Origin of the sequence: Pseudomonas mosselii, assembly GCF_019823065.1 — a bacterium.
GTDB classification, from domain to species: Bacteria; Pseudomonadota; Gammaproteobacteria; order Pseudomonadales; family Pseudomonadaceae; genus Aquipseudomonas; species Aquipseudomonas mosselii.
The window spans coordinates 4,072,223-4,098,507 of record NZ_CP081966.1 but is presented as its reverse complement, the minus strand read 5'-3'; the positions used below and the strand labels follow the sequence as shown (position 1 = coordinate 4,098,507).

General features: G+C 65.3%; 27 protein-coding genes and 4 pseudogenes. 9 read left to right on the top strand and 22 right to left on the bottom strand.

Annotated features, from left to right (window positions below; genetic code table 11):
- Positions 1-112: 112 nt before the first annotated feature.
- Together K5H97_RS30195 and K5H97_RS30190 are read right to left on the bottom strand one after the other, a co-directional pair.
- Positions 113-817, bottom strand: a complete 705-nt coding sequence (locus K5H97_RS30195) for a methyl-accepting chemotaxis protein (protein ID WP_456291302.1) — start codon at positions 815-817, stop codon at positions 113-115.
- Positions 818-1,015: 198 nt separating this feature from the next.
- Positions 1,016-2,053 (bottom strand): annotated as a pseudogene (locus K5H97_RS30190) (cache domain-containing protein); the annotation flags it as partial.
- Between the two features lie 583 nt (positions 2,054-2,636).
- On the opposite strand from K5H97_RS30190, the gene K5H97_RS19045 reads away from it, so the two are divergent.
- Positions 2,637-2,924, top strand: a complete 288-nt coding sequence (locus K5H97_RS19045) for a hypothetical protein (protein WP_036986696.1) — start codon at positions 2,637-2,639, stop codon at positions 2,922-2,924.
- A 48-nt stretch (positions 2,925-2,972) separates the two neighbouring features.
- Here K5H97_RS19045 and K5H97_RS19040 read toward each other — a convergent pair whose 3' ends face one another.
- Both K5H97_RS19040 and K5H97_RS29760 read right to left on the bottom strand, forming a co-directional pair.
- Positions 2,973-3,422: a GNAT family N-acetyltransferase gene (locus K5H97_RS19040; RefSeq protein ID WP_028692689.1), complete on the bottom strand. Its 450-nt coding sequence runs from the start codon at positions 3,420-3,422 to the stop codon at positions 2,973-2,975.
- A gap of 35 nt (positions 3,423-3,457) precedes the next feature.
- A pseudogene (locus K5H97_RS29760) lies at positions 3,458-3,659 on the bottom strand (helix-turn-helix domain-containing protein); the annotation flags it as partial.
- A gap of 104 nt (positions 3,660-3,763) precedes the next feature.
- Between K5H97_RS29760 and K5H97_RS19035 the strand changes: the two are divergent.
- Positions 3,764-4,135, top strand: coding sequence for a hypothetical protein (locus K5H97_RS19035; protein WP_028692688.1), 372 nt, complete (start codon positions 3,764-3,766; stop codon positions 4,133-4,135).
- 18 nt (positions 4,136-4,153) lie between these two features.
- On the opposite strand, the gene K5H97_RS19030 is transcribed toward K5H97_RS19035, so the two are convergent.
- Positions 4,154-4,726, bottom strand: a complete 573-nt coding sequence (locus K5H97_RS19030) for a biliverdin-producing heme oxygenase (protein WP_028692687.1) — start codon at positions 4,724-4,726, stop codon at positions 4,154-4,156.
- 150 nt (positions 4,727-4,876) lie between these two features.
- Here K5H97_RS19030 and K5H97_RS19025 point away from each other — a divergent pair, with 150 nt between their 5' ends.
- Entirely contained in the window at positions 4,877-5,917 is a 1,041-nt protein-coding gene (locus K5H97_RS19025) for a DUF1176 domain-containing protein (protein ID WP_081791647.1), read from the top strand.
- 211 nt (positions 5,918-6,128) lie between these two features.
- Here the strand turns inward: K5H97_RS19025 and K5H97_RS19020 are convergent, their stop codons facing one another.
- Positions 6,129-6,914 (bottom strand): sulfite exporter TauE/SafE family protein, encoded by a 786-nt coding sequence (locus K5H97_RS19020; RefSeq protein ID WP_023630744.1) that lies wholly within the window; start codon positions 6,912-6,914, stop codon positions 6,129-6,131.
- Between the two features lie 194 nt (positions 6,915-7,108).
- On the opposite strand from K5H97_RS19020, the gene K5H97_RS19015 reads away from it, so the two are divergent.
- Complete coding sequence (locus K5H97_RS19015) at positions 7,109-7,486, top strand: RidA family protein (RefSeq protein ID WP_028692686.1); 378 nt, start codon at positions 7,109-7,111, stop codon at positions 7,484-7,486.
- Between the two features lie 135 nt (positions 7,487-7,621).
- Here K5H97_RS19015 and K5H97_RS30065 read toward each other — a convergent pair whose 3' ends face one another.
- From K5H97_RS30065 to K5H97_RS19005, 3 genes and pseudogenes are all read right to left on the bottom strand, one after another.
- Positions 7,622-8,362 (bottom strand): methyl-accepting chemotaxis protein, encoded by a 741-nt coding sequence (locus K5H97_RS30065; RefSeq protein WP_371263136.1) that lies wholly within the window; start codon positions 8,360-8,362, stop codon positions 7,622-7,624.
- 114 nt (positions 8,363-8,476) lie between these two features.
- Positions 8,477-9,508, bottom strand: a pseudogene (locus K5H97_RS30060) (HAMP domain-containing protein); the annotation flags it as partial.
- A 150-nt stretch (positions 9,509-9,658) separates the two neighbouring features.
- Positions 9,659-10,537, bottom strand: a complete 879-nt coding sequence (locus tag K5H97_RS19005) for a LysR family transcriptional regulator (RefSeq protein WP_028692684.1) — start codon at positions 10,535-10,537, stop codon at positions 9,659-9,661.
- 100 nt (positions 10,538-10,637) lie between these two features.
- Here K5H97_RS19005 and K5H97_RS19000 point away from each other — a divergent pair, with 100 nt between their 5' ends.
- The gene (locus tag K5H97_RS19000; protein ID WP_028692683.1) at positions 10,638-11,066 is read left to right on the top strand and encodes a PACE efflux transporter; all 429 of its coding nucleotides are present in this window, start codon (positions 10,638-10,640) and stop codon (positions 11,064-11,066) included.
- A gap of 29 nt (positions 11,067-11,095) precedes the next feature.
- On the opposite strand, the gene K5H97_RS18995 is transcribed toward K5H97_RS19000, so the two are convergent.
- Positions 11,096-12,073 carry a hypothetical protein gene (locus tag K5H97_RS18995; protein WP_036986695.1) on the bottom strand — a complete coding sequence of 326 codons (978 nt, stop codon included), beginning with the start codon at positions 12,071-12,073 and terminating at the stop codon, positions 11,096-11,098.
- Positions 12,074-12,251: 178 nt separating this feature from the next.
- Positions 12,252-12,695: a GNAT family N-acetyltransferase gene (locus K5H97_RS18990; RefSeq protein WP_028692681.1), complete on the bottom strand. Its 444-nt coding sequence runs from the start codon at positions 12,693-12,695 to the stop codon at positions 12,252-12,254.
- A gap of 99 nt (positions 12,696-12,794) precedes the next feature.
- On the opposite strand from K5H97_RS18990, the gene K5H97_RS18985 reads away from it, so the two are divergent.
- Positions 12,795-13,460 (top strand): isochorismatase family protein, encoded by a 666-nt coding sequence (locus K5H97_RS18985; RefSeq protein ID WP_081791646.1) that lies wholly within the window; start codon positions 12,795-12,797, stop codon positions 13,458-13,460.
- On the opposite strand, the gene K5H97_RS18980 is transcribed toward K5H97_RS18985, so the two are convergent.
- From K5H97_RS18980 to K5H97_RS18965, 4 genes are all read right to left on the bottom strand, one after another.
- Positions 13,357-14,046, bottom strand: a complete 690-nt coding sequence (locus K5H97_RS18980) for a GntR family transcriptional regulator (RefSeq protein WP_028692679.1) — start codon at positions 14,044-14,046, stop codon at positions 13,357-13,359. The genes K5H97_RS18985 and K5H97_RS18980 overlap by 104 nt on opposite strands.
- Positions 14,047-14,065: 19 nt before the next feature.
- Positions 14,066-14,767, bottom strand: a complete 702-nt coding sequence (locus tag K5H97_RS18975) for a FadR/GntR family transcriptional regulator (RefSeq protein ID WP_028692678.1) — start codon at positions 14,765-14,767, stop codon at positions 14,066-14,068.
- A gap of 70 nt (positions 14,768-14,837) precedes the next feature.
- Positions 14,838-16,148 carry a C4-dicarboxylate transporter DctA gene (locus K5H97_RS18970; RefSeq protein WP_028692677.1) on the bottom strand — a complete coding sequence of 437 codons (1,311 nt, stop codon included), beginning with the start codon at positions 16,146-16,148 and terminating at the stop codon, positions 14,838-14,840.
- 209 nt (positions 16,149-16,357) lie between these two features.
- Positions 16,358-16,672, bottom strand: a complete 315-nt coding sequence (locus tag K5H97_RS18965) for a helix-turn-helix domain-containing protein (protein ID WP_028692676.1) — start codon at positions 16,670-16,672, stop codon at positions 16,358-16,360.
- A gap of 243 nt (positions 16,673-16,915) precedes the next feature.
- Between K5H97_RS18965 and K5H97_RS30055 the strand changes: the two are divergent.
- The 3 genes and pseudogenes from K5H97_RS30055 to K5H97_RS18955 form a co-directional block, all read left to right on the top strand.
- Positions 16,916-17,230, top strand: a pseudogene (locus K5H97_RS30055) (PAS domain-containing protein); the annotation flags it as partial.
- 174 nt (positions 17,231-17,404) lie between these two features.
- Complete coding sequence (locus K5H97_RS18960) at positions 17,405-18,514, top strand: methyl-accepting chemotaxis protein (protein ID WP_371349884.1); 1,110 nt, start codon at positions 17,405-17,407, stop codon at positions 18,512-18,514.
- Between the two features lie 12 nt (positions 18,515-18,526).
- Complete coding sequence (locus K5H97_RS18955) at positions 18,527-20,209, top strand: putative bifunctional diguanylate cyclase/phosphodiesterase (protein ID WP_028692674.1); 1,683 nt, start codon at positions 18,527-18,529, stop codon at positions 20,207-20,209.
- A gap of 52 nt (positions 20,210-20,261) precedes the next feature.
- On the opposite strand, the gene K5H97_RS18950 is transcribed toward K5H97_RS18955, so the two are convergent.
- From K5H97_RS18950 to ctlX, 7 genes are all read right to left on the bottom strand, one after another.
- Positions 20,262-20,753, bottom strand: coding sequence for an Lrp/AsnC family transcriptional regulator (locus K5H97_RS18950; RefSeq protein ID WP_028692673.1), 492 nt, complete (start codon positions 20,751-20,753; stop codon positions 20,262-20,264).
- 13 nt (positions 20,754-20,766) lie between these two features.
- Complete coding sequence (locus K5H97_RS18945) at positions 20,767-21,579, bottom strand: ABC transporter ATP-binding protein (RefSeq protein WP_230962600.1); 813 nt, start codon at positions 21,577-21,579, stop codon at positions 20,767-20,769.
- Positions 21,580-21,583: 4 nt separating this feature from the next.
- Positions 21,584-22,297 carry an ABC transporter permease gene (locus K5H97_RS18940; RefSeq protein ID WP_028692671.1) on the bottom strand — a complete coding sequence of 238 codons (714 nt, stop codon included), beginning with the start codon at positions 22,295-22,297 and terminating at the stop codon, positions 21,584-21,586.
- On the bottom strand, positions 22,294-23,001 hold the full coding sequence (locus K5H97_RS18935; protein WP_028692670.1) for an ABC transporter permease: 708 nt from the start codon (positions 22,999-23,001) through the stop codon (positions 22,294-22,296). Before K5H97_RS18935 ends, K5H97_RS18940 begins: the two co-directional genes overlap by 4 nt.
- Before the next feature lie 68 nt (positions 23,002-23,069).
- Positions 23,070-23,852: an ABC transporter substrate-binding protein gene (locus K5H97_RS18930; protein ID WP_028692669.1), complete on the bottom strand. Its 783-nt coding sequence runs from the start codon at positions 23,850-23,852 to the stop codon at positions 23,070-23,072.
- Positions 23,853-24,274: 422 nt separating this feature from the next.
- A complete protein-coding gene (locus K5H97_RS18925) occupies positions 24,275-25,321 on the bottom strand; it encodes an ornithine cyclodeaminase (protein ID WP_028692668.1) in 1,047 nt (348 codons plus the stop codon).
- Between the two features lie 19 nt (positions 25,322-25,340).
- On the bottom strand, positions 25,341-26,258 hold the full coding sequence (gene ctlX / locus K5H97_RS18920; protein WP_028692667.1) for a citrulline utilization hydrolase CtlX: 918 nt from the start codon (positions 26,256-26,258) through the stop codon (positions 25,341-25,343).
- Positions 26,259-26,285: the final 27 nt, after the last annotated feature.

The window sequence follows — 26,285 nt, the reverse complement described above, 5'->3', positions numbered from 1 at the left end:
AAAGCGGCCCCGGCAATCTTTGCATCAACGCTGAAATCCTGGGGCTGCTACGCAGCCCTTTCGCGACACAAGGCCGCTCCTACAGGGCCCGCGTACAGGCTCAAGCCAAAAGTCACGACTTGAAGCGCCCCACCAGCCCATTCAACTCATCCGACAACTGCGCCAACCTGCCGGAGTCAGCCTGGGCGGAACTGGCCAGCCCCTCCACCAGCCGTGCCTCGTCGTAGATCTGCTGGATATGCCGGTTGATCTCCTCGGCCACGCTGTGCTGCTCCTCGGCTGCGGCGGAGATCTGCAGGTTCTGGTCGCGGATCTCGTTCACCGAGAGCTGGATGCCCTCGAAGCTGTCCCGCGCGCTCTCGATCGACGACACGCTGGCGCGCGACAGGTCCAGGCAGCTTTCCATCTTTTGCGAGACCTCCTGGGTCTTGCCGCCGAGGGTGTTGAGCAACTGGTCGATCTCGCCGGTGGAGTCGGCGGTGCGCTTGGCCAGCGCCCGCACTTCATCGGCCACCACGGCAAAACCACGGCCCTGGTCGCCGGCCCGGGCCGCCTCGATGGCGGCGTTGAGCGCCAGCAGGTTGGTCTGCTCGGCGATGGCGCGGATGGTGCCGAGGATCTGGTTGATGCTGCGGCTGCCTTCTTCCAGCTCGACCATGGCCTGGGACGATTCGCTCAGGCGCCGGCCCAGGCGATTGACGTTGTCGGTGGTCGCCTCTATCTGCTGCTTGCCCTCGGCCACCCGGCGATGGCCATGCTCGGCGGCGTCGGCGGCGCTGCTGCATGAGCGCGCCACTTCGTTGGCGGTGGCGACCATCTCGTTGAACGCGGTGGACACCAGCTCCACCGCCTCGCGCTGGCGCCCGGCGGCCTCGTTCATGTTGCCGGCCATCTCGCTGTTGCTGCGCGAGGCTTCATGCAGGTTGGTCGAGGCTGCGCCGATGCGCTGGATCAGCTGGCGAATGGCGGCGAGGAACTTGTTGAACCAGCCGGCCAGCTCGGCGGTTTCGTCCTTGCCCTGGACCTGCAGGTCGCGGCGCAGGTCGCCTTCGCCCTCGGCGATCGATTGCAGGCCGATGCTGACCTGGCCGATCGGCTTGACGATCACCCGCGAGAACGCTGCGGCGACCAGGGCGAAGACCAGAGCCAGCACTATCACGATCAGCGCAGTGACATAGGTCATGCGCGTCGCCGCGGCCATTACCTCGTCGTATTCGATCAGGCCGACGAAGCGCCAGCCCAGGCCCGGTGAGGTCCATACGTTGGCCATGTAGCGCACGCCGTCGATCACCACCTCGGTGGACCCCTGGGTGGTGGCGGCCAGTTGCGCGTAGGGCGCGCCGAGGTCCTTGAGCTGCTTGAAACCGTGGGTGGCGTTGCGCGGGTCGACCAGCACGGTGCCGTCCTCGATCAGCATCACGTAGCCGCTGTCGCCCAGCTTGATGCTCTTGACCAGCTCGGTGAGGTTCTTCAGCGACACGCTGACCACGAACACGCCCTTGGCCTTGCCGGCGTCGTCGAGCAGCGCCCGGGCGGTGCCGACCAGGGCCACATCGTCCTTGTCGTAGTAGTAGGCGGCGGTGCGCACGGTCTTGTCCGGGCTGGCCATGGCGGCCTTGTACCAGGGGCGGGTGCGTGGGTCGTACTTGGCCAGTTGCGGGTCATCCGGCCATTTGGCGTAGCTGCCGTCCTCGAGGCCAATGGACAGGATCGCCGCCGCCGGGTGGGTGGTGCCGTAGCGGGCGAAGGCGTCGATCACCTTCTGCGCGGCCTCGGGCATTGGCTGGCGGGCGGCATCCACGCCGGTGTAGTCCTTGAGCGAGGTGACCGAGGTGTATACAGGATCCTTGGCCATTTGATCGACGTTCTGCAGCGTGCCATCGAAGAACTGGCGCATGTTGCCGTCGATCTGGCGGATTTCCCGGGTGCTGCCGTCGAGGAACTGGTCGACCGCCTCGCTGCGGATGTTCAGCACCGAGATCCCGCCAACCAACGCCACCGGGATGAAGGCCACCAGTACGAAGGCCAGGATCAGTTTGTTTTTTATTTTCATGGTGACGCCCATCCGTGAGAGTGAAGGGTGTACATGGCCGCTTCGATGAAGTGGTGGCCACTTGCTACCTTTTCTGTTTCGGCGGGCGGAATATAAACCTTTAGTAGATATTTCGTGTACAGAAAAATAAGAAATTGTCCTGACTTTCAGGGCAAATAACTGGGCAGATAGCGGGAGAAACGTGGGAGCGGGCTTGCCCCGCGATGAGGCCAGGACAGTTGTTTCAAGCGGATTACTAAGACTTTCCCTATTTCACGTGGGACGTTTCCCAAGCACGCTTTTACGGCCTTTCAGCTGTTGTTCTGGCCAGTCGCATTCCTTAGTCTCGCCCTGTCGTTGCTGATTCAACGACCGGGTGTGCAAGCCCGAGGATGTGGTTCAAGTCGCTCAATGGCGGCTGTACGTGGGAGGCCTTCGGGCCTGCCGGGTTCCTACATCCACGGTCTTGCACACCCACGTACAGCTGCCTCCATCGTTCCGAGTGCAAGCGGATATCGGCAGCTCCACTGGCTATGTAGGAGTGCTGAACCATGCTGAAAATCGTGCCCGATCCACCCCGTGTCTTGCCCCGGGAGGTTCGCCCATGACCCTCGATACGACCCCTCGAACCTCCCGCCCCACCACGGCCCACGCCCATTTTGGCACCTGCCACGACGCCCATCCACCGATGTTCTCGGTGCATGCTGGTATTGATGGCGAGGATGCGCTGGTGTGCGCGGTAGCGGCCTTGCAGGCGGCCTACGAAACCAATGCCATGGCCCTGGAGAAAGCCAGCGAACCACTGCGCAGCCTGCTGGTGGCGACGGAGAACTCCCTGGAAAAAGGGCTGGCCTTGGCGTCGGCGGTGCTGGACGGGATAGAGCGAGGATAGTCGATGGCAGCGAGGGCCCCCTGTGCGGCCCGACCCTGCACCTGCCCGTCAGTGATCGAGCATCTTGTGATAGGTCACGAAGTCCTGCTCGGCCACATACCCCAGCGATTCATACAACGCTTGGGCGGCAAGGTTGGTCCGGGCGGTGTCCAGGCTCAACCGCTGCGCGCCCTCGGCCTGGAAAATATCGGTCAGTTGCTGCATCAGGAAGCGGGCATGGCCGCCCCTGCGGGCGTGCGGGGCAACGAACAGGTCATACAGCCAGTAGAAGCGCTTCATCGCCAGCGAACAGGTCGCCGGGTACAGCTGGGCAAAGGCGATGGCCTGGCCGTCGGCGTCCAGCAGCAGGTAGATGCGCGAGTTGCCGGTCTCGAGGTTGGTCTTGAGGAATGCGCGGGAAGCGGGGAGGTCATCCGCTTCCTGGTAGAACATCCGGTACTGGTTGAAGAGGTCCGCAGCGGCGTCCAGGTGGTGCAGATCACAGGCAATGACGTTCATGTCGGGGCTCGCTATCAGGCTGTCCAGCGCCCTTGCTATGTGGGGCGATCCTGCAGGATTTCATGAAACACATCCGGCCGTACAGATGCGATATGCAGTAGCGTACGTGCAGCTCCCGAAGGCGTGCGCCGGCCTTGTTCCCCACTCTTGTAACGTACGTACGCAGACGCCGAGCAGCTCGGCGAACTTCAACTGGGACAAACCGGTCTTGCTGCGGGCGTCTGCGGCTTCGGTCACGAGGGGTTGCCAGCCAATGCTGCGGCTTGCTGGCGTCCATTCAGGCCATTAGCATCCGCTTTCCTCACTCACGGCCCTGCGGCCGGCTCCAGGATCAAGGACGAATGTTGCCGTTGCTTTCCCGTTTCCTGCTGCACGCATTGGCCTGTGTGGCGTTTCCCTTCCTCTTGAGCCAGGGCTTCGATTTCTATCGGCAGCATGTTGGCCCGCCCATGGCGCGAGGCGTCAGCGCCGGCTTGGCGACGATGATGGTGTTCTACGCCTTCGTGCTCTTCAACCTGCTGATGGTGGCCATTCCAAGAGCGTCAATCCGCTACGCGCTGGCGTTGTTGCTGGTGCTTTTGGTGTTGGCGTTCTTCAATACCTTGCACCCGTTGCGGGCGCTGGGCTTCGCGCTGCTATGCGCTGGTTTGTGCGGGGCGGCGATCAGCATGACGCCCACGGTGACATCGCTGTTGAACAGGTGCCGCAGGTGAGTGGCCAAGCGCAGAGGATCAGCAGACCAGCACGCGTCGCTCTTCGAGCCATCGTTCGAAGCAGGTGAAGGTCTCGACCGCAGCCTTTACCGTCCGGGCCTGGGCGGCAGGCTCCGGATCGGCGCCAGCCAGTCGATCGAGGAAGCTGCGCCAGCGTACGCCGGTCTGCGGGCCGTAGACATCGAGAAACGCACCGCCGTTGTCGGCGTCGATCCCCAGGCGTTCAGCCATGGCACGCTTGAGTACCTGGCCGCCCAGGGTGGAGCCTTCCAGTACATACATCACGCCGAGTGCGCTGGCTTCGTCGTCGATACGAGGCAGGGTGTGGCACAAGGGCAGCGATTCGACATCGATGGCCAGGGCGCCCAGGTCGCGTGACAAGGCGGGTGTCTTGTTGCGTTCGGTGCCCTGGTACTCGGCCAGCAAGGTATCCAGCGGCGCGTGGAAGCCATGGTAGGCCCCGAGCAGGCGCGCATAGGCCGCCCGGTCGAAACCTTCGCTGAAGAACGGCAGGCGCGCCTCCAGCCCTTCGTGGCAGGCGCGGGTACCCTCGCGCAAGGCAAGCAACAGCGGGCTGACGGTAGCGGACATGGCGCAGGCTCTGAACAGGACGCCACCGATACTGCCAGATCCCATGGCGCAATCACCACTGCCGATTTTCCGCACCTGGCATTTGATCTGTGGAATCATTGCGCCGCCTCTGGAGTGGGGCTTTCACGGCTAAGACAGGAATGCAGCACGATGCGCGCAACAACAAGGAATTGGCTGGCCCTGGGGCTGGCGTTGCTACCGGGCCTGGTCGGCGCGGCGGAGCCAGAGCCGGTACCGGTGTACCGGGAGATCAAGGACTGGGTGGTGGGCTGCGACAACACGCGTTTCTGCACCGCGGTGCTGGCCGATCATCCGGAGAAGATGCGGGTGGGCATGCTGGTGCAGCGCGAGGCGGGCGCCTGGGGCAACCTGCACCTGACCCTGGTGGGTAGCACCGATTGGTCGGGCGAACCCCTGCTCGACGGCCAACTGCTGGTCGCCCCCTGGCGCATGACCCGCGGCGCCGAGACCACCCTGGAACTGGAGGGCGCCGATGCCTACGCCGTGTTGCAGCAATTGCGTAACGGCCAGCGCCTGGTGGACGACACCCGGCCAGGGGAGCGCGTGAGTTCGCTGCAGGGCCTGAGCGCCGTCTTGCTGCTGATGGATGCGGTGCAGGGCCGGGTCGGTCACTACAGCGCGCTGATGCGACCCGGTGACAGCGTCGCCGACACCCAGCTGCCCATCCCGGCCAAGCCCAAGGGGCCGGCCTTTGTGGCACCCACGCCGCTTAGCGAGCAGGAACTGGCGGGCATCAACCCGGTAGTGATGGCCAAGGCGGCCGCCGAAGACCAGTTGAAGAACGAATACGATGTCGCTCCCAAGCTTGAGCTGCATGCCCTGGACGGCCAGCACGCCCTGGCGTTGCTCAGCTACAACTGCAACGACTTCCATTGCCTCTACGCGTTGTACAAGGTGTCGCGTAAGGCGCCTTACACCCTTGGGCCGCTTGAGTTCGAGGCACCGTCCAGCCCGGTGCTGATCAGCCGGATGCGCGATGCCATCGAGTTCTACCCCAAAAAAGGCGAGCTCCACAGCTATGCCAAGGACGACTATCCCGGCAGTTGTGGGGTCGAGGAAAGCTGGCGCTACGACGGCATGCGCATGCGCCTGGTCAGGTTGGCGCGGATGGACCGGTGTGCCGAAGTGGGCACTGACAGTTGGCCGGTACTATGGCGCAGCGAAGGCTGAAAGCGTGAAAGGGACGTCCGGGGCAACACCATGCAATGTATGAAACACTACCGTGCGGCACTGCTTCTGGCGCTCATGGCGCCACTGGCCGCGCAGGCTGAAAGCGCCCCCAGATCTGTGCATCAAGCTGATATTGCCGGGGCCGCTCTGCGGCCCTTTCCGACCGGTCCGACGCCTCGGCAAGGCCGCTCAGAAGGGCGCGAGGTGTGGTTCAGAACGCCAGCTTGTAGCCGATCAGCAGCAGCATGGTCGCCAGGCAAGGCCGCAGCACGCGGTCAGAGATGCGCCCGGTCAGGTGGCTGCCCAGGTAGATCCCCGGCAGCGAACCCAGAAGCAGGTAGCCCAGCAGTGACCAGTCCATGTTGCCCATGCCGGCATGACCGAGGCCAGCCACCAGGGTCAATGGCACGGCGTGGGCGATCTCGGTGCCGACCAGACGGCGGGTGACCAGGAACGGGTACAGCAGGAACAGCGCCACGGTCCCCAGCGCGCCGGCACCGATGGAGGTGAGGGTGACCATTACCCCCAGCACCACACCGGTGATCACGGTGAGGATGTTCAGGGTGCGGTCGCTGAGGTGGTAGTGATCGCCGGCATGCTTGCTGGCGAACGCCTGCAGGCGCGATTTGAACAGGATCGCCAGGGCGGTGAGGATCAGCACCACCGCCAGGCCTTGCTTGATGATGGCGTTCAGCGCCGAGGTATCGGTGTGCAGGGTACTGAGGAACCACAGGGTGAGGGCGGCGGCGGGCACGCTGCCCAGGCTCAGCCAGCCGGTGATCTTCCAGTCGATGTTCTTGTTGCGGCCATGCACCCAGACGCCACTGGCCTTGGTGATGGCGGCATAGAGCAGGTCGGTGCCCACGGCGGTGGCCGGGTTGATGCCGAACCACAGCAGGATCGGGGTCATCAGCGAACCGCCGCCGACGCCGGTCATGCCGACGATGAAGCCCACAACCAGGCCCGCAATGGTGAAACCGAAAGAACCTACATCCATACGCTACTCGACTGCCCAGCTTGCCCGTGATCGGATGCTGCCAGCATATAGATTTTTTTATAGCCAAATAGACTTGTTCGTTATTAGGTTATAACCGCTGGCCTGTTCAAGATGTGCGACGGGCGTGCTGCAATCTCGATGAGTTCGCGCGCTGTCCGGCGGCACGTTCCAACCAACCCTGAAAGGAGTGTTCCATGAGCAATGACATCCAGCGTTTTCCCAGCAGCCTGCCGTTTCCATTTTCACGTGCGGTGAAGGCTGGAGGGTTCCTGTTCCTCTCCGGGCAGGTTCCGATGAATGCGGCCGGCGAGGTGGTCAAGGGCGATATTCAGGAACAGACCCGCGCGGCCTGCGAGCGGATCGGCGAGAGCCTGGCGGCCTGCGGGGCGCGCTTCGACCAGGTGGTGAAGTGCACCGTATGGCTGTCGGACATGAGTCATTTCGCGGGTTTCAACGAGGTGTACAAGACGTTCTTCGGCGCGGCGTTGCCGGTGCGCTCCACGGTGGCCTCGGCGTTGGCCCTGGGCGTGGATGTGGAGATCGAGGTGCAGGCCTTCGTCGGGCAGGAATGACAGCGGCACCGTCCTAGGCGGTCAGGACGATGGGCTGATGCGGCGGGGCAGGGGAGATTGAGGTGGCCTGAGCGGCCGGCTCGCCGACAAGCCGGCTCCTGCAGTAGGAGCCGGCTTGTCGGCGAAGAGCACGCCTTAGATACGGAAGCTGCCGACCAGTTGCTTCAGGCGTCCGGCCTGCTGGCTCAGGGCGTCGCAGTGGCGCAGGGTTTCGTTGAGGTTCTCCACCCCTTGCTGGTTCAGCGCGTTGATCTGGGTGATGTCCAGGTTCAGGCTCTCGACCACGGCGGTCTGCTCTTCGGTGGCGGTGGCCACCGACTGGTTCATGCCGTCGATCTCGCCGATGCGCTGGGTGACGCTGGCCAGGCGCTCACCGGCCTCGTTGGCCACCTGCACGGTCTCTTCGCTGGAGACCTGACTGGTGTTCATGGTGTGCACCGCCTCGCGCGAGCCGACCTGCAGGCTGGTGATCATGCGGTGGATCTCTTCGGCCGACTCCTGGGTGCGGTGGGCCAGGTTGCGCACTTCGTCGGCGACCACGGCGAAGCCTCGGCCGGCCTCACCGGCACGGGCGGCCTCGATGGCGGCGTTGAGCGCCAGCAGGTTGGTCTGCTGGGAGATGCCCTTGATCACGTCGAGGATCTTGCCGATCTCGTCGGTGCTGGCGTTGAGGGTCTCGATCTGCTCGCAGGACTCGCTGATGCGCTCGGACAGGGCGGTCATGGCGCTGATGGCCTCTTCGACCACCTGGCGGCCACCGTTGGCCTGTTCGCTGGCGCCACTGGCGTGTTGCGAGGCATCGGCGGCGTTGCGGGCGATTTCCTGGGTGGCGGCGCCCAGTTCGTTGATGGCGGCAGCGACGCTGTTGGTGCGCATGCTCTGCTCTTCGGAGCCGGTGAGCGAGGCGTTGGAGGCGACCACGACCTTTTCCGACAGGTCATGCACCAGGCGGGTGGCCGAGGACACTTCGCTGATCGAGGCGTGGATACGCTCGACGAAACGGTTGAACGAGATGGCCAGCTCGCCGAACTCGTCCTTCTGCTCGACAGTCAGGCGGCGGGTCAGATCGCCTTCGCCTTCGGCGATGTCCTGCATGGCGCGGCCCATGGTGGTCAGCGGGCGCATCAGCACCGGGATCAGCAGGCCGAGCAGGCCTGCGATGACCGCCACGGCGATGAGCATGGCGATGATGGCCGAGGTGCGGAACTGGCTCAGCGGGGCGTAGGCTTTTTCCTTGTCGATGGACAGGCCGATGTACCACTGCGCCGACGGCAGGCCGTCGACCGGGGCGAAGGAGATGATGCGCTCCTTGCCGTCGAGGCTCACTTCCTGGATGCCGGTTTCCACGCGCAGCGGCGAGCCCGGGTAGATGTCCTTGAGGTTCTTCATCACCCGGTCCTTGTCCGGGCTGACGATCACCTGGCCATTGCGGTCGACCAGGAAGGCGTGGCCGATGCCGCCGAAGTCGACGGCGTTGATGATGTCGACCAGGGTGTTTAGGCTCAGGTCACCGCCGACCACACCGATCAGCTCGCCGCTACCCTTGGCCTTGACCGGCATGGCGATGGTCACCACCAGGCCACCTACCGCCGCCATGTAGGGCGGGGTCAGCATGGTCTGGTTGGCGGCCACGGCCTGGGTGTACCAGGGGCGCTGACGCGGGTCGTAGCCATCGGGCATCTTGGCGTCGGGGCGCTGGGTGAACAGGCCGGTGTTCTGGCCGAAATAGGTGAACTGGAAGTTGCTGGTGTACGACGGCTGGTCGACCAGGCCCGGCACGTTGCTGCCGGCACCCTGCTGGGCGATGTCCTGGGCCAGGTTCTCCAGTACCAGAATGCGGCCGCTCATCCAGTTCTGCACGCTGCTGGCGGTCTGCGCGCCGGCCTGGCGCACCGAGGACTCGATGTTCTGGCGGATGGTGTTGCGTTGCAGGTAGTCGTTGTAGAGGGTGAACAGCGCGAAGGCCAGTACGACGACGGCGCAGGCACTGAGCAGGATCTTGTGGCGGAATTTCAGGTTCATGTTTCGAGACCTTGAGCCAGTGAAAGGAGGGCGCCGCGTGCTTGTGGCACGGATGGCGGAGCCTGTTGCAACGCTATCGGCCGAGTCTGAAAAATGTTGAAAGACTAAATGTCGCAATGCTTGGCGCAATTGCCCTAACAGGGTGACAAATCATTTCGAAGCCAACAGGCTCACCAACATCCTGGCCGCCTGGCCGAGGGGTTGCTGCTTGAGCCAGAAGGCATTCACCGGCAGTTGCAGTTCGTTGCGGGTGTTGTGGAATTCCAGGCGCACCAGGCGCCCGGCGTCGATCAGCGGCGCGACCCGTGACAGGGGCAAATCGCCCCAGCCCAGCCCCGCCTCGACCATCTGCACGGCAAGGTCCAGGCTGTCGGTGCGCCAATGCGAGGTGCCGATCAGCGAGCGCGGGTCGGACAGTGGCAGGTCGCGGCTGCGTACCAGGATCTGTCGCAGGTTTACCAAGTCTTCAAGGTGACGGATGCGCCCTTCGCGCAGGGCGGGGTGCTGCGGCGACAGCGTGGCCACCAGCGATTCGATGGCGATGTGCTGGAAGCTGCGCCGCGGATCCACCTGCAATCCGGCGAAGGCCAGGCACAGACCGGCGCGGCCACTGTCGAGCAACTGCAGGGCCTCTTCCTGGGGCGCGGCGAGCAGTTCGATGTCCAGCAGCGGATAGCGCTCGCCAAGGCGAGTAATGGCTTCGAGCAACGGGCGCTGGTCGATGTCCGGGACCACGGCGATGGCCAGGCTGCTTTCGAGCCCACGCGACAGCTCCAGCGCGTGCACTTCCAGCAGCCCGAGCTGTTCGGCAATCAGCCGGGCGTGGGGTTCTAGGGCCTGGGCCTGCGCGGTCGGGCGCGCCTCGCGCGAGCCGCGTTCGAACAACGGGTAACCAAGCTCCGCCTCGAGGTTGCCGATAGCCATGCTCACCGCCGAAGGCACGCGGCCGAGGGCCCGCGCGGCGGCGGAAAACGAGCCGCGGTCGAGCACGGCAAGGAACAGCAGGATGGTATCGCTGGAAAAGTTCATGGCAGTCTCCTTTCAGCAAATCTGAAGGCTACTTACTTTTCCTGTCAAATTTATTGATTCATTCTGCGCGCCTTCGTCATACCCGCAGCAAGGTAACTTCGTGCAAGGACCCAAACGCAAACTGGTCTACGTGACCTTCTATGAACTGATCGGCCTGTGCATGTCGACCCTGGGCCTGGCCTACCTGTCCGACACCCAGGCTTCGCACACCGGGCCCCTGGCGGTGATGATCACCACCATCGCCATGCTCTGGAACCTCATCTACAACACCTTGTTCGAGCGCTGGGAGAGCCGCCAGGCCAAGCGCGGCCGCAGCCTGGGCCGACGGGTGGCGCATGCCATCGGCTTCCAGCTGACCCTGGTGGTGTACTTGATCCCGCTGATCGCCTGGTGGCTGGACATGACGCTGCTGGAGGCGTTGTTGGTGGACCTGGCGTTCATCATCCTGGTGCCGTGCTACACGTTCCTCTATAACTGGGCGTTCGACCGGATTTTCGGCTTGCCGACCTCAGCAATGGCGACGGCCTGAGCCTTTTGCAGGCGCGCGTTGACTTCGCTTCAGGGGGATCGGTAGCCGAGCAAACTGTCCTCCACCTGCCCCGACAGGTAGTACACCCCGGCCATGGCCCCGCTCTGGCGGTTCTCCATCAGCTCCTGCCATTCCTGGTTCAGCGCCACATTGAGGATCACCCGCAGTTGCTCGACCATCTGCGGCTGTTCGCGGTCATGGGTGATGATGCCGTAGCCGGTTGCCGCCACCGAGATCAACGCCCCCGCCGCCTTGCCCACCGCCGCCGCGATCGCGCTGGCGGCGCCGCGCGGGGCCAGGGTGGCGCCGAGTTTTTCGCTGGCCTGGGTGGCCACCGACGACAGCCCTGCCTCGGTCTGCCCGGGGGCCTTGGCGGCCTGCTGGTGCAGGTGCTGGCGCAGGGATTGCCAGGCCGGTTGCTGGTCCAGCGACTTGGCCCGCAGCAGTTGATAGAGCGACGCGTTGCGTGCGTCCGGCGGCCCCAGGGCGATGATCGGGATGCGGTTCAGGCGTTGGCTGAACTGCTCGGGCGGCGCGTTGTAGCGCTGGATGATCGCCGGCAGCTGCTGGCCGAGCAGTTGCAGGTACAGCTCGCTGGCGCGGTCGCGGATGCCCTCGGGGTTGATCTGCTCGGCCACCGGGTCGATCACCCGTTCGCGGTATTGCGCTTGTAGGTACAGGCCCAGGCGCTTCTCTGGCGGCTCGTTGCCGTTGCCGCTGTTCATCGTGTACCAGGCCACCTTGAGCGTGAGCCATTGCTGGGTCCAGTAGCCGGTGAACCAGGGGATGAAATCGTTCTCGGTACGCTGCTGTACCTGCTCCTTCCACACACGCATGGAGCGCCGGGCGTAGTCGTTGGCCGAGTCCGCTGCGGCGACCGAAGCTTCGATGATGTCCTGGTCGATGCGTTGCCAGGCGGCGGGGGGCAGATTCTGCGGGGGTGGCGGGGCCGGGGGACGTTTGCCGGCGCAGCCGGCGAGGGCCAGCAGGAGGCAGAGCGCAAACATCACGAGGATTGATTTCACGCGGATTGCCCCCTTGGCGAGAGGCTGGGTGATTACCCGAAGTATAGGTTTGTCTTGGCCAAGCCCGCTTCCACAGGGACCGCCACGCAGTACCTGTGGGAGCGGGCTTGCACCGCGATCGGCCGCAGAGCGGCCCCCTTTGCAGGCGTGAATGACATGCTCACCCCTCCAGCTTCAAGTGCAGCAATGGGTACGGATCGCCCTGACCATCCACCTCGGAGCGGCCGACCTGGACGAACCCCTGTTTCAGGTAGAACCCCACCGCCTGCGGGTTCTGTTCATTGACGTCCACCTCACGCACGCCCAGCTCCTCGACCACGCTGGCCAGCAGCGCCTTGCCGATGCCCTGGCCGCGGCAGGCGGGGTCGACGAAGAGCATTTCCAGCTTGCCGTCATGCAACCCGGCAAACCCGCGGATATGGCCTTCCTGGTCACGCCAGGCACGCAGCTCGACAAAGCCCAGGTACTGCTCGCGCACCAGCGGACGCAGGCGCTCGATGTAGCCGTCGGGAAGAAAGTCATGGGTCGCCCGTACCGCGGCTTCCCACAGATCGGTCAGCCGATCGAAGTGTTCCGCGCCCGCTGTCGCGATAGTGTGCTGCATGTTGGCCTCCGGGGCACTGTGATGATTCGACGGGTATGGTACGGCGTGCCCTGGTGCTGCGCTATGCTCGACGTTTCATCCCGCGTCCTGGAACATCGCATGTCCGCTGAACCGATCCCCCGGGCCGAGGCCCTGTTGCTGGTGGACGTGCAATGCGCGTTCATGGAAGGGGCCGACGCCGTCCCCGGTCACCTCGCCCTGCAGGCGAGCATCGCCCGCCTGCTGGCGCGGGCGCGGCAGGCCGGCGTGCCGGTGATCTTCCTGCAGAACGACGGCGCGCCCGACACCCCGGACGCCCCGCACACAGCCGGCTGGCAGTTGTATTTTTCGGCGGGTCGTGGCGAGTACGTGCTGTTCAAGACCGAGGACGATGGTTTCGTCGAGACTGGCCTGCAGGCCTTGCTGCACGAATTGGGTGTCCAGTGCCTGGCCCTGTGCGGCCTGCTCTCGGAAATGTGCCTGGCCGCCACCGCCCGCGCCGCGCTGCAACGGGGCTTCGAAGTGTTGCTGGCGCACGATGCCCACGCCACGTACGACGTGCCGCCCGGCCCGGGCGGTTCACCCGGCGTGTCCGCCGCCTTGGCGGCGCGGGCGGCGGAATGGTCGTTGGGTGATGAAGTGGTGGTCCTGCCGGATGTCGAGGCGGTGGCGTTCGCCCGATTCAGTCAGTCGGATCCAGATCGAGTTTGGCCTCAAGGCGGTCCAGATGATCATGCATCAGCGCCAGCGCAGCCTCGCCGTCGCCGCTTTCCACCGCATCGATGATCGCCGCATGCTCCTGCCACGCGCAGTGCTCGCAGCATGGTGACTCATAGCGGGCGATGATCAGCGAGGTCATCGGCACCAGGCCGTTGAGGAAGCGCGCCAGTGGTGCGTTGGCGGCCATCTGCGCCAGTTTCATGTGGAACTCGCCGCCGAGGCGGATCGCCGTGCAGCGTTCGCCGCGCTCATGGTGCTGGCGCTCGCGCTCGACCAGCTGGCGCAGTTGGCGGATCTGCGCCGGTCGGGCGCGCTGGGTGGCCAGGCCGATCAAGGTGGTCTCGGCCAGGCGCCGGGCGCTGAGTACCTGGCGCGCCTGCTCGGGGTCGGGCGCGGCCAGGTGCGCGGTATGGCTGGGGCGCTGCACCACCACCTGCTGGTCGGACAGGCGCCCGAGCACCCGGCGGATCACCGTGCGGCTGACACCGAAGGCATTGCCCAGCGCCTGCTCGGGCAGGGCGCTGCCGGGCGGCAGGCGCTGTTCTAGGATGGCGTCGAACAGCCGTGGATAGATCTGCTCCGCCGACAGGCGGGTCTCGCCGGCACCGAGCAGGGCAGGCAGGCGGGGGGCGGCTGGGGCGCAGGCGGTCATGGTCGCTCTCCTTCTTTGTTCAGGTGCCTGGTTGGTCGTCCGGGATGTTCAGGGCAATGCCCATGCGCTGCCCCTCGGCGAGGATGTGCTGGCGCATTTGCTGGCTGGCCTTGGCGCTGTTGCGTTCGCGGATGGCGCGCACCACCGCTTCGTTCTCGCTCAGGCGCGCGGCCAGGTGCTCGGGCGAGTTGCGCAGCATGGCGGCGCTCTGCTTGAGGGCATTGCCGGTCTGCTGCACCACGCTCTGGAAGATCGGGTTGGTGGTCAGGGCGAACAGCGCCTCGTGGAAGGTGATGTAGGCGTTGATCCCCGCCTCGCTGTCACCGGCCTCGAGGGCTTCGCGCATGTCCATCAGGGTCAGGCGCAGCTGGCCGATGTCCTGGCTGCCGGCCGATTGCGCCACCAGCCCGGCGATGAAGGGTTCAAGGGTGTAGCGCAGCTCGAGCACGTCGGCCAGGCTGGCCTCGGCGACGGTGTCCGCCTCCTGCGCCTGGGTGACGTCGGCATCCAGCACCAGCACGCCCTTGCCGGGCATCGAGCGCACCAGGCCCAGGGTTTCCAGGACAATCACCGCCTCGCGCAGGCTTGGCCGGCTGATCCCCAGTTGTTCGGCCAGCTCGCGCTGGCCGGGCAGCATGTCGCCGCTGCGCCACTGGCCACGGGCCAGGGCCTGGCGGAGTTTCTCCACCACTGAATTGACTACGGTCGAAGAGCTGATCACGGTTCGCTCCTTGGTTGACGCGGCATCTTTGCGCTTGGCCGGCCGGCGCTGGGCGCCGGCGGCCTTGGGCTTAGAATTCCTGTTGATGGGGTTGGCCCTGCTTGCGGGTGATCGGGGCGAAGCCAGGCTTGTTGGCCAGCACGTTGTGGGCGCGTTCCAGGTCGATGTCTTTCTCCCAGCGGGCGATGGCCACGGTGGCGACGCAGTTGCCGATCAGGTTGGTCAGCGCCCGGCCGATGCCCATGAACCAGTCCACGGCCAGTACCAGCACCAGGCCCACCACCGGAATCGCCGGTACCGCGGTCAGGGTGGCGGCAAGGATCACCAGGGCCGAGCCTGGGATGCCGTGGGCACCTTTGGAAGTCACCAGCGACACCAGAAGAATGGTCAACAGGTCGGTCATCGCCAGCGGCGTGCCGGTGGCATTGGCGATGAACACGATGGCCAGGGTCAGGTAGATGGAGAAGCCATCGAGGTTGAACGAGTAGCCGGTGGGGATCACCAGGCCGACGGTGGAGCTGCCGATGCCGAGGTGTTCGAGCTTGCGCATCACTTGGGGCAGCACGGCGTCGGAGGAGGCGGTGCCGAGGACAATGGACAGCTCCTCGCGCAGGTACTTGATGAACGGCAGCAGTTTCAGGCCCGACAGGCGCATCACCGTGCCGAGGACAATCAGCACGAAACCGGCGCAGGTCAGGTAGAACAGCGCCACCAGACCGCCCAGGTGCTGCAGCGAGCTCAGGCCGTACTTGCTGGTGGTGAAGGCGATGGCGCCGAACACGCCGATCGGCGCCAGGCGCACGATCATGCCCATGATGCGGAAGATCACGTGGCTGAGCTCGTTGATCAGCCGCGAAATGCCTGAGGCCGACTCGCCCACCAGGTTCAGCGCGCTGCCAAACAGCACCGAGAACAGCAGCACCTGGAGGATGTTGTTGTCGGCGAAGGCGCCCACCACCGAGGTGGGGATCAGGTCCATGAGGAAGGAGGTGGTGTTGTGGATGTGCGCGCCGCGCTCGGCCAGGGCGCCAGCGTCGGCGCTGGACAGCTGGTCGAGGTGGATGTTGGCGCCGCTGCCGATGCCGGTGGAGAAGGCGAACACCAGGCCGATCACCAGGGCCAGGGTGGTCAGCACTTCGAAGTAGATCACCGATTTCAGGCCGATGCGCCCGACCTTCTTCAGGTCGCCGGCGCCGGAAATGCCGCTGACCACCACGCAGAACACGATCAGGCCGATGAGCATCTTGATCAGCTTGATGAAGCCGTCGCCCAGGGGTTTGAGTTGCAGGGACAGGTCGGGGAAGCTCAGGCCGCAGACAATGCCGAGGGCAAGGCCGAGCACAACCTGGAGGAAGATCGAACGCGAACACCATTTGAGCATGGGAGGAGTCTCTGGTCGGTGTCCTTGCCCCCCAAGCCACACGGAGCGAAAGAGCGCAGGACTTAATTATTGTGGTCTTACCGGTTTGTTCACTGCCGAGCCATAAAACTCCGAAATTTCCTACAATGCAAGCGATTTTGGCCTTACCGGTCTTACCAGTTGAGGTGCACTGACGCGGCTTCTGCTCTAGCGTGGTGCCGGGGGAGATTTCATGGCTTTGCCAGCACCTGATCGACGGCGGCGATCAGCTTGCCGAGGTCCTTGGGGGGGGCGTTATGGATCACGCCGAAGAGGTAGGCGCGTTGTTCTTCTTCGTCTTCGGGGTCGCTGAAGAATACTTTTGGCTTGACCCCCAGGGCATCAGCGAAGCCCACCAACGACTCGACGCTGGGGGTATAGGTGCCGGTCTCGAAGCGGCTGATGGTCTTGGGGTCGAAGCCGGTTCGCTCGCCCAGTTGCGCCTGAGTGAGGCCCGCCAGTTTGCGGTAGCGGCGCAGGGCTGGACCTAGACCTGTTCTCGTCATCGCTCAATTCCCATTTAGAATCAAGCACTTAACGATATATGTCGATATGGCGCAACGCCATGATTCGTCACCTTTATTTGCAAAATGTGATGGAATTCGTAGAATTCGCCGCTTTGATTGATCAGTCATTCAAGTCGTCGTCCAAGGCGATCCGGCCATTTGCCGGCCCGTGTGCAAGCGTTGTCGGACATTGGAACTGATCCAGGATGACCGGTTCCGGCGCACCTGGCCTCCTGTCAGGCCATGCGTCGGCCCGTATATGAATGGAGTCTCATCGTGCGTCAGAACCTGCCGGTCAATCCGGTCGAGCAAAGCTTCCCCGAGCACCAGCGGCTGATTTCGGCAACCGATACGGCCAGCCTGATCACCTACTGCAACGCCGAGTTCGCCGCCATCAGCGGCTACAGTCAGGAGGAGCTGATCGGCAGCCCGCACAACCTGGTGCGTCACCCGGACATGCCCGAGGCGGTGTTCGAGCTGATGTGGCAGTACCTCAAGGCCGGTCGCAGCTGGATGGGTATCGTCAAGAACCGCTGCAGCAACGGCAACTTCTATTGGGTCAACGCCTACGTTACGCCGATGCTCGACAACGGCCAGGTGGTCGGCTACGAGTCGGTGCGCGTGCGTCCGACCCGCGAGCAGGTGGCCCGTGCCGAAGCCCTGTACGCCCGGCTGCGTGAGGGCCAGGCGGCGCTATCGCCGACCCGGCGCCTGGCCCTGCTGGGGCGGGCCATGGCGTTGCCGCTGCTGGCGGGGGCCGTCGCCATTGGCGCCGGCCAGGTATTGCCGGACCTGCCCGCCCAAGGTCTGACCCTGGCGCTGTTCGCCGGCGTCGGCCTGTGGGCGCAAAGCCGCATGGGGCGCCACTTGCGGCGCATCGTCCAGGTTGCGGACAACACCTTCAGCGACCCGGTTGCGGCCTTGACCTATAGCGACCTGCCTGGTGCCGCCGGGCAGCTGGAGCTGATCCTGGTCAGCGAGGAGGCGCGCTTGAAGACCGCGCTCACCCGCCTGAGCGACCTCGCGGTGCAGATGGCCGGCGCCGCCCAGGATGCCGGACGGTTGTCGCGCAGTACCGAGTCGGCGCTGCTCGAACAGCGTGCCGAGACTGACCTCACCGCCACCGCCATGACCGAGATGGCCGCTTCCATTGGCGAGGTCGCCGGCCACGTGCAACTGACCGCCGAGCAGGCGCATACCGCGCACCTGCTGGCCGGTCAGGGCAGTCAGGTGGCTGACGCCACCGGCGCGGCGATCCAGAGCCTGGCCGGCACGGTCGGGCAGATCAACCAGGCGGTCAACGACCTGGCCGGTCAGACCGGTGCAATTGCCGAGGCAGCCGGAATGATCCGCGCCATCGCCGAGCAGACCAACCTGCTGGCGCTCAACGCCGCCATCGAGGCGGCGCGCGCCGGCGAGCAGGGGCGTGGCTTCGCGGTGGTCGCTGACGAGGTCCGCGCCCTGGCCGACAAGACCCGTCAGTCGACCCTGCATATCCAGTCGATCATCGACAGCCTGCGCGGCGGTGCCGAGCAGGCGGTAAGCATCGCCAGCCAGGGCCTGGAGGGCGCGCAGCAGGGGGTGGCCCAGGTTGCCTTGACCCAGGAGGCGCTGCAGGGCATCCAGCACGCGGTGCAGCGTATCAGCGACATGAGCCAGCAGATGGCCGCGGCCTCGCAGGAGCAGTCCAGCGTGGCCGAGGATGTCTCGCGGCAGATCAACGGTGTGGCCGGCACGGTGCAGCAGAGCGCCCGCCGCGCCAATGCCGCAGCCGTGCGCGGCGCAGAACTGGAGCAAGTGTGCGCCGGGCTGCGCGCCCTGGTGGAGCGCTTCAACCGCTAGGTTGCGAGGGTTATGGACGACAACTACCGCGCGGCCGTCGATGCGGCCGCGATCTTTTCCGAGACCGACCTGCGCGGTTGCATCACCTACGTCAACCAGCAGTTCTGCAGCATCTCCGGCTACAGTCGCGAGGAACTGCTGGGAGCCAACCACCGCATCCTCAATTCCGGGCTGCACGAGCCGACTTTCTTCCTCGAAATGTGGCGCGCCCTGGCCGCCGGCCGGGTGTGGAAAGGCGAGATCTGCAACCGAGCCAAGGACGGTTCGCTGTACTGGGTGGACAGCACCATGGTGCCGCTGATCGACCCGCACACCGGCCGGGTGCGCAAATACGTGTCGATCCGCTTCGACGTCACCGAGAAGCGCCAGTTGCTGCACACCCTGCAGTGGCGGGTGGGGCATGACGTGCTGACCGGCCTGCCGAACCGCGCCTACCTGTCCGACCTGCTCAACCAGGCCTTGGCGTTCTCCCGGCGGGAAAGTATTCCGTTGGCGGTATGCATGCTCGACCTCGATGGCTTCAAGGCGGTCAACGACGGCTACGGCCATGCCACCGGCGACCTGCTGTTGGTGGAGGTCGCCCAACGCCTGCAGGACATCCTGCGTGGCGGTGATGCGGTGGCGCGGCTGTCGGGTGACGAGTTCGTGCTGATCTTGCGCCATATCGAAGGCCCGCAGCAGTTGCATGCCGCGTTGCAGCGTATCCTCCAGGCGCTAGCTGCGCCCTATGTGGTGCGCGAGCAGTCGCTGAGCCTGAGCGCGAGCATCGGCGTGACCCTGTTCCCGCAGGATGACGAGGATGCCGACACCCTGGTGCGCCACGCCGACCAGGCCATGTACGTGGCCAAGCAGCGCGGACGCAACCGCTACCACCTGTTCGACGTGTCCCAGGAGCTCGAGCTCAAGGCCACCCACCAGACCGTGGCGCGGGTGCGCCAGGCCCTGCGCCAGGGCGAACTGTGCCTGCACTACCAGCCCAAGGTGAACATGCGCAGCGGTCAGGTGATCGGCTTCGAGGCCTTGCTGCGTTGGATGCATCCATCCAAGGGGCCGGTGCCGCCGGGGGAGTTCCTGCCCTTCGTGGAGCAGACCGACCTGATCGTCGAGCTGGGCGAGTGGGTCATCGACCAGGCCTTGACCCAGTTGCAGCAGTGGCAACTGTCCGGGCGCGATTGGTCACTGAGCGTCAACATCGCCGCCCGCCAGCTGCAGCGCGGCGACTTTGCCCAGCGCCTTGAGCGCCTGCTGGCGCGTCATCCCGGGGTGTCGCCCGGGCGCCTGGACCTGGAGATCGTCGAATCGGTGGCGATCGACAACCTGCCGCGGGTCGGCCGTTGCCTGGATGCCTGTCGAGCCCTGGGCGTGCGTTTTTCGCTGGACGACTTCGGTACTGGCTATTCCTCGCTGAGCTACCTCAAGCGTCTGCCGGCGCAGACCATCAAGATCGACAAGTCCTTTGTGCGCGACATCCTTCATGACCATGACGACCTGACTCTTACTGGCGCGGTGATCGGCCTGGCGCGGGCGTTCGGGCGCGAAGTGATCGCCGAGGGCGTGGAGACTGTCGAGCACGGAAGGGTGCTGATGGGGCTGGGCTGCGAACTGGCCCAGGGTTATGGCATTGCCCGGCCGATGCCGGTGGAGGCGGTGGCGCAGTGGGTGGCGGGCTACCGGCAGCCACAGGCGTGGCGCTGAGCTTGCTCCCTGCAGGAACGGACTAACCCATTCCTGCAGGGGCCGTGCCTGTTCACGCCTGCGGCGCCGTGCTCTTCACCGCCGCCAGCTCCGGATGGGCCACGAGCTTGTCGATATGCAGCTCGTCGTTGTTCATCCAGGTCTCGGTCAGCACCCGGTAGTGCTCCATGTCGCGGCAGCGCATACGCAGGCTGTAGTCGAAGTGCCCGCTGATCAGCTGGCACTCGTAGACCTGCGGGCAGGCGCGCACGGTGGCTTCGAAGGCACGTTGCGCCGAGCGCCCGCTCTGGTTGGACAAGGCCACCAGCACCAGCAACGACAACCCGGGGGAGACCTGCTGCAGGTCGATGATTGCCCCGTAACCGCGGATCACCCCGCGCCGCTCCAGCTTGCGCACCCGTTCCAGGCAGGGCCTGGGGGTCAGGTGAACGAGGGTGGAGAGCTTCTCGTAGGTGATCCTTCCTTGGTGTCGCAGCACGTCGATGATCGCTTCGTCGATGCGATCCAGCGGTGTAGCTGCGGGGGTGATGGCCTTGTTGTCCATAGGCGGCGTGACTTCACTTCAGACGATTGGAGAGGAACTGCCGCAGGCGCTCGCTCTGTGGCCGGTCGAGGATCTCGGCGCTGCCGCTTTCCTCGACCAGGCCCTGGTGCAGGAACAGCACCTGGCTCGACACCTGGCGGGCGAACCCCATTTCATGGGTGACCATGAGCATGGTACGTCCTTCCTCGGCGAGCGTCTGTATCACCTTGAGCACTTCGCCGACCAGCTCGGGGTCCAGCGCCGAGGTGGGCTCGTCGAACAGGATGATCTCCGGCTCCATGGCCAGCGCCCGGGCGATGGCCACGCGCTGTTGCTGGCCGCCGGAGAGAAACGCCGGGTACTGGTCGGCGGCGCGGGCCGGCAGGCCGACCTTGTCCAGGTACTTGCGCGCCCGCGCCTCGGCTTCGCCGGCGCTGATGCCCAGCACCTTGCGCGGCGCCAGGCAGATGTTCTCCAGCACCGTCAGGTGGCTCCACAGGTTGAAATGCTGGAACACCATGGCCAGGCGCGTGCGCAGGTTCTGCAACTGGGCCGCTGGCGGAGTGCCCTTGCTCAGGTCGAGGGTCTGGCCGTCGAGGGTGATGCTGCCGGCGTTGGGCTTTTCGAGGAAATTGATGCAGCGCAGGAAGGTGCTCTTGCCCGAGCCGCTGGCGCCGATCAGGCTGATCACGTCGCCCTTGCGCGCCTGCAGCGAGACGCCCTTGAGCACCTGGTGCTCGCCGTAGTGCTTGTGCAGGCCGTCGACGCTGAGCTTGAGGGTGCCGGCATGGGCACGTGCCTTGGGGGCCTGTTCGAAGGTGGTGAGTGGCAGTGCGGTAGCGGTCATGGGTTCAGCCTCGTGCAGGGTCAAGGAAGCGCATCCAGCGACGTTCGGCCACGCGGAACAGGCCGACCAGGGCGAAGGACAGCAGCATGTACAGCAGGGCGGCGACGCCGAAGGCCTGGAAGGTCAGGAAGGTCGCAGCGTTGGCGTCGCGGGCCACCTTGAGGATGTCGGCGACGGTGGCGGTGAAGGCCAGCGAGGTGGCGTGCAGCATCAGGATCAACTCGTTGCTGTAGGCTGGCAGCGAACGGCGCAGGGCCGCCGGCAGGACCAGGAACAGGTTGAGCCTCCAGCCGCGCAGACCGTAGGCCTGGGCCGCTTCCAATTCGCCGGCGGGCAGGTTGCGGATGGCCCCGGCGAAGATCTCCACGGTGTAGGCGCAGGTGTTGAGCACGAACGCCAGCAGGGTGCAGTTGAGCGCATTGCGGAAAAACTGGTCGAGCAGGGCATGCTCGCGCACCACTTGCAGGCCGTAGAGCCCGGTATAGCAGATCAGCAGCTGGATATAGAGCGGCGTGCCGCGGAACACGAAGGTGTACAGCTGCACCGGCAGGCGCAGGTAGGCGTGGCGTGAGGTGCGTGCCAGGGCCAGCGGCAGCGACAGGGCGAAGCCCAGCACCATGCTGGCCAGGAACAGCCAGAGGGTCATGGCCAGGCCCGACAGGCCGCTGCCATCGTGGTACAGGTAAGCAAGGCCGTATTCCTGAAGGAGTTCGATCATCGCGCCAGCTCCTTGATGCCGATGTTGTAGCGCCGCTCCAGGTGCTTGAGCAGGCGGTTGGACAAGGTGGTGATGACCAGGTACACCAGGCCCGCCAGGCACAGGAAGAACAACACGTCGTTGGTGCTCTTGCCGGCGTTCTGCGCGGCCTTGACCAGGTCGGCCAGGCCGATGATCGACACCAGCGCGGTGGACTTGAGCAGCACCAGCCAGTTGTTGCCCAGCCCCGGCAGGGCGAAGCGCATCAGTTGCGGGAACAGCACCAGCCGAAACCGCTGCGCCCGGCTCAGGCCGTAGGCCGTGGCGGCCTCCAGCTGGCCGGCGGGCACGCTGAGGATGGCGCCGCGAAAGTTCTCGGTGAAGTACGCGCCGTAGATGAAGCCCAGGGTGATGACCCCGGCGCCGAACGGATCGATCTCGACATAGTCCCAGCCCAGCGCCTCGGTCAGGTCGTTGAGCCAGATCTGCATGCTGTAGAAGATCAGCAGGATCAGCACCAGGTCAGGGACGCTGCGGATCAGCGTGGTGTAGAGGGTGGCCGGCAAGCGCAGCAGCCGGGACCGTGACAGCTTGGCGCTGGCGCCGATCAGGCCGAGCGCGAGGCTCAACGCCAGTGACAGCAAGGCCAGCTTGACGGTCATCCAGGTGCCTTGGGCCAGCAGCGGGCCGAAGCCTTGCAGGCCGCTTGTGAGGAAGTCGTGCATGAGAGGGGTCTCGCGGGGAGGCTATCGCGGGGCCGCCCCACTCCCACAGGGAGGGGCGGCCTGCCGGGTCACTCGTTGTAGATGTCCAGGTCGCCGACGTATTTCTTCTGGATCTCGGCGTAGGTGCCGTCGGCGTGGATCATGGCGATGCCCTTGTCGAGCAGGGCCTTGAGCTCGGGGTCGGTCTTGCGCAGGCCCATGGCAATATCCAGCGGCAAGGTCGGGTCCTTGATCGCCGGACCGCTCCTGAAGTCGGCGCCCTCGGGCTTGGAGAGGAAGTTCAACTGGGCTTCGAGCTTGTCGGTGACGGTGGCGTCGAGCCGGCCGTTGAGCAGGTCGGCGTAGTTCTGGTCCTGGCTCTGGTAGGCCTTGACCTGCGCGCCCAGCGGCGCCAGCACGGCGCGGGCGTAGGCCTCCTGCAGCGAGCCCTGGAGCACGCCGACCTGTTTGCCCTTGAGCGATTCGGCGCTGTCGCCGAAGTCGGCCGACTTGCGCACGATCACCGAGGTGGGGCTGAGGAACAGGCGGTTGCTGAAATCGATCTGTTTCAGCCGCGCCGGGGTCACGGCCATGGACGACATGATGGCGTCGAACTTGCGCGCGCGCAGGGCGGGGATCATGCCGTCGAATTCGTTGTGCACCCAGGTGCACTTGACCTGCAGCTTGGCGCAGATGGCATTGCCCAGGTCGATGTCGAAGCCTTGCAGGCTGCCATCGGCGGCGACGGATTCGAACGGTGGGTATTCGGGGAAGACACCGAAGCGGATCTCGGTCCACTCCTTGGCCTGGGTGAGGGTGGTGGCGCACAACGAGAACAGCAGCACGCCGAGGCGTTTTCGCATGGAGGGCATGGTCTTGGGTCCCTGGGTGTTGTTATTGGTAGTAGGGCGATTAGCGCGTGTAGGTCTGTCGGTGACTCATGGGTCGGGCTCAGAATGCGCGAGATAGACAGGTTTTTTGTGTCGTTTGCCTGCGCATGGGCTGCCGGATTCGGCTGTAAAGTTTCTTTCTGCAGCCGAATCGGCTGCTGCGACAAAGTTTTATGGAAGTGCGACAGCGGTTTCTGTCAGGCCGAGAGGCTGCCATGCTTGTCGCTCGCTGTTTACGCGGGCCCTGGAGCGGCCTTGCCGAGGCGTCGGACCGGTCGGAAAGGGCCGCAGAGCGGCCCCGGCAATATCGGCTGCGTAGTTCAAACCCTGGGGCCGCTGCGCAGCCCTTTCCGACCGGTCCGACGCCTCGGCAAGGCCGCTCCCACAGGGTTGCGTATAGCCGGTCAGGCGGCGCTGGCTTTGCGTTGCGCCACTTTCGGCTGCAGCAGGGCAAACAGGTCCTTCGGGTTCTCCAACTGCGGCACCAGCGCGATGTCGCGCCCGATGTCCAGCGCCCTGGCCACATCCAGCACATAGCGCAGCGCCGAGTAGTCCTCCAGGGCGAAGCCGACCGAGTCGAACAGCGTTACCTGCGCGGCGTTCTCGCGCCCGGCGGCGATCCCCTCGACCACCTGCCAGAACTCGGTGGTCGGCGAGTCCGCTGGCATCTGCTGGATCTCGCCCTCGATCCGGCTCTGCGGTTCGTACTCGACGATCACCCGCGCCCGCTCGACGATGTCGCGGTGCAGCTCGGTCTTGCCCGGGCAGTCGCCGCCCACGGCATTGAGGTGCATGCCCGGCTCGATCATCTGCGGGGTGAGGATGGTGGCGTAGGCCTTGTCGGCGGTGACCGTGGTGACGATGTCGGCGCCGCGCACCGCCTCGGCCACGCTGTCGGCGATGATCAGTTTCAGTTGCGGGAAACCGGCCAGGTTGGCCGCGAGTTTCGCCGAGGCCTTGTGGTCGATGTCGAACAGGCGGATTTCCTCGATGCCGAGCAAGGCATGGAAGGCGATGGCCTGGAACTCGCTCTGCGAGCCGTTGCCGATCAGCGCCATGCGCTTGCTGTCCGGACGCGCCAGGTAGCGGGCGGCCAGGGCCGAGGTGGCGGCGGTGCGGATGGCGGTGGTCAGGGTCATCTCGCTGAGCAGCACCGGCGCGCCGGTGTCGACATCGCCCAGGGCGCCGAAGGCCATGACCGTCAGCAGGCCGTCATGGGTGTTCTTCGGGTGGCCGTTGACGTACTTGAAGGCGTACAGGTTGGCGTCGGATACCGGCATCAGCTCGATCACCCCGTCCGCCGAGTGGTTGGCCAGGCGCGGGCATTTCTCGAAGTCATGCCAGCGCAGGTAGTCCTGGCGGATGTACTCGGCCATCTCGGCCAGGCAGGTGGGCAATCCCTTGCGGTTGACCAGGTGGGCGAGGTCGTGCACGTCGATGTAGCGGGTCATGATGATTTTCCTTGTCGAGTCAGTGGCGCGAGGGCAGGTGGACTTCGGCGAGCATGCAGCGCGCGCTGCCGCCGCCGATGCGTTCGATATGGTCGATGTTCACCACCAGTGGATGGCTGTGCCGCTCGACCTGGCGGCGCTGGGCGGCGTCGAGCGCATTCCAGGCGCTGCGAGACATCACCAGCAGGGAGCGGCCGTCACGGTCGTGGACTTCGAGCATGTTGCCGGCGAAGTTCTCCAGCTGGTCGAAGTTCAGCGCCAGCACCTGCTTGCCGGTATCGCGCAGCGAATGCTCCAGGGCACGGCGTTCATCGTGGTGGGGCAGGGCGTCGAGGCAGGCCACGGCGAGCTGGCGGCCGACGTTCATCATTACGTTGCTGTGGTAGATCGGCGCCTGGTGGCGGTCCACGGCGTGGAACAGGCACAGGCGATAGTCCAGGCGCTCGGCGAACTGGCGCAGGGCGTGTTCGTGGGTGCGCCCGGAGTGACAGGCGTAGCTGATGCGGTGTTCGCGGTCCAGGACCATGCTGCCGGTACCCTCGAGGAACAGATTCTGCTGTTCCAGCGGGCTCAGGTCGATGGTGCGCTGGATGGCGAAGCGCTCCCGCAGCACGCCCAGCACGCCCTTGCTGCGCTCCAGGCGGCGGTTCTCGCCCTCCATCGGGTACAGCACCAGGCTACCGTCGGCGTGGCTGCTCCACCAGTTGTTGGGGAAGATCGAGTCGGGGGTGTGAGGTTCAGGGGTGTCCTGCACCACCAGCACATCGACGCCATGCTGGCGCAGGGTGTCGACGTAGCCGTCGAATTCTTCCAGGGCCTTTTCGCTGGCGGCCTGAGGGTCCGACGGCGCCTGCTGGAAGCGGTTGTTGGCGGCGGTGTCGGGGTTGAAGGCGAACCGCGCCGGGCGAATCATGAGGACGGTATTTGTTGTTTGCATTGGGCACGCATCCACGGGTGGGCTGTG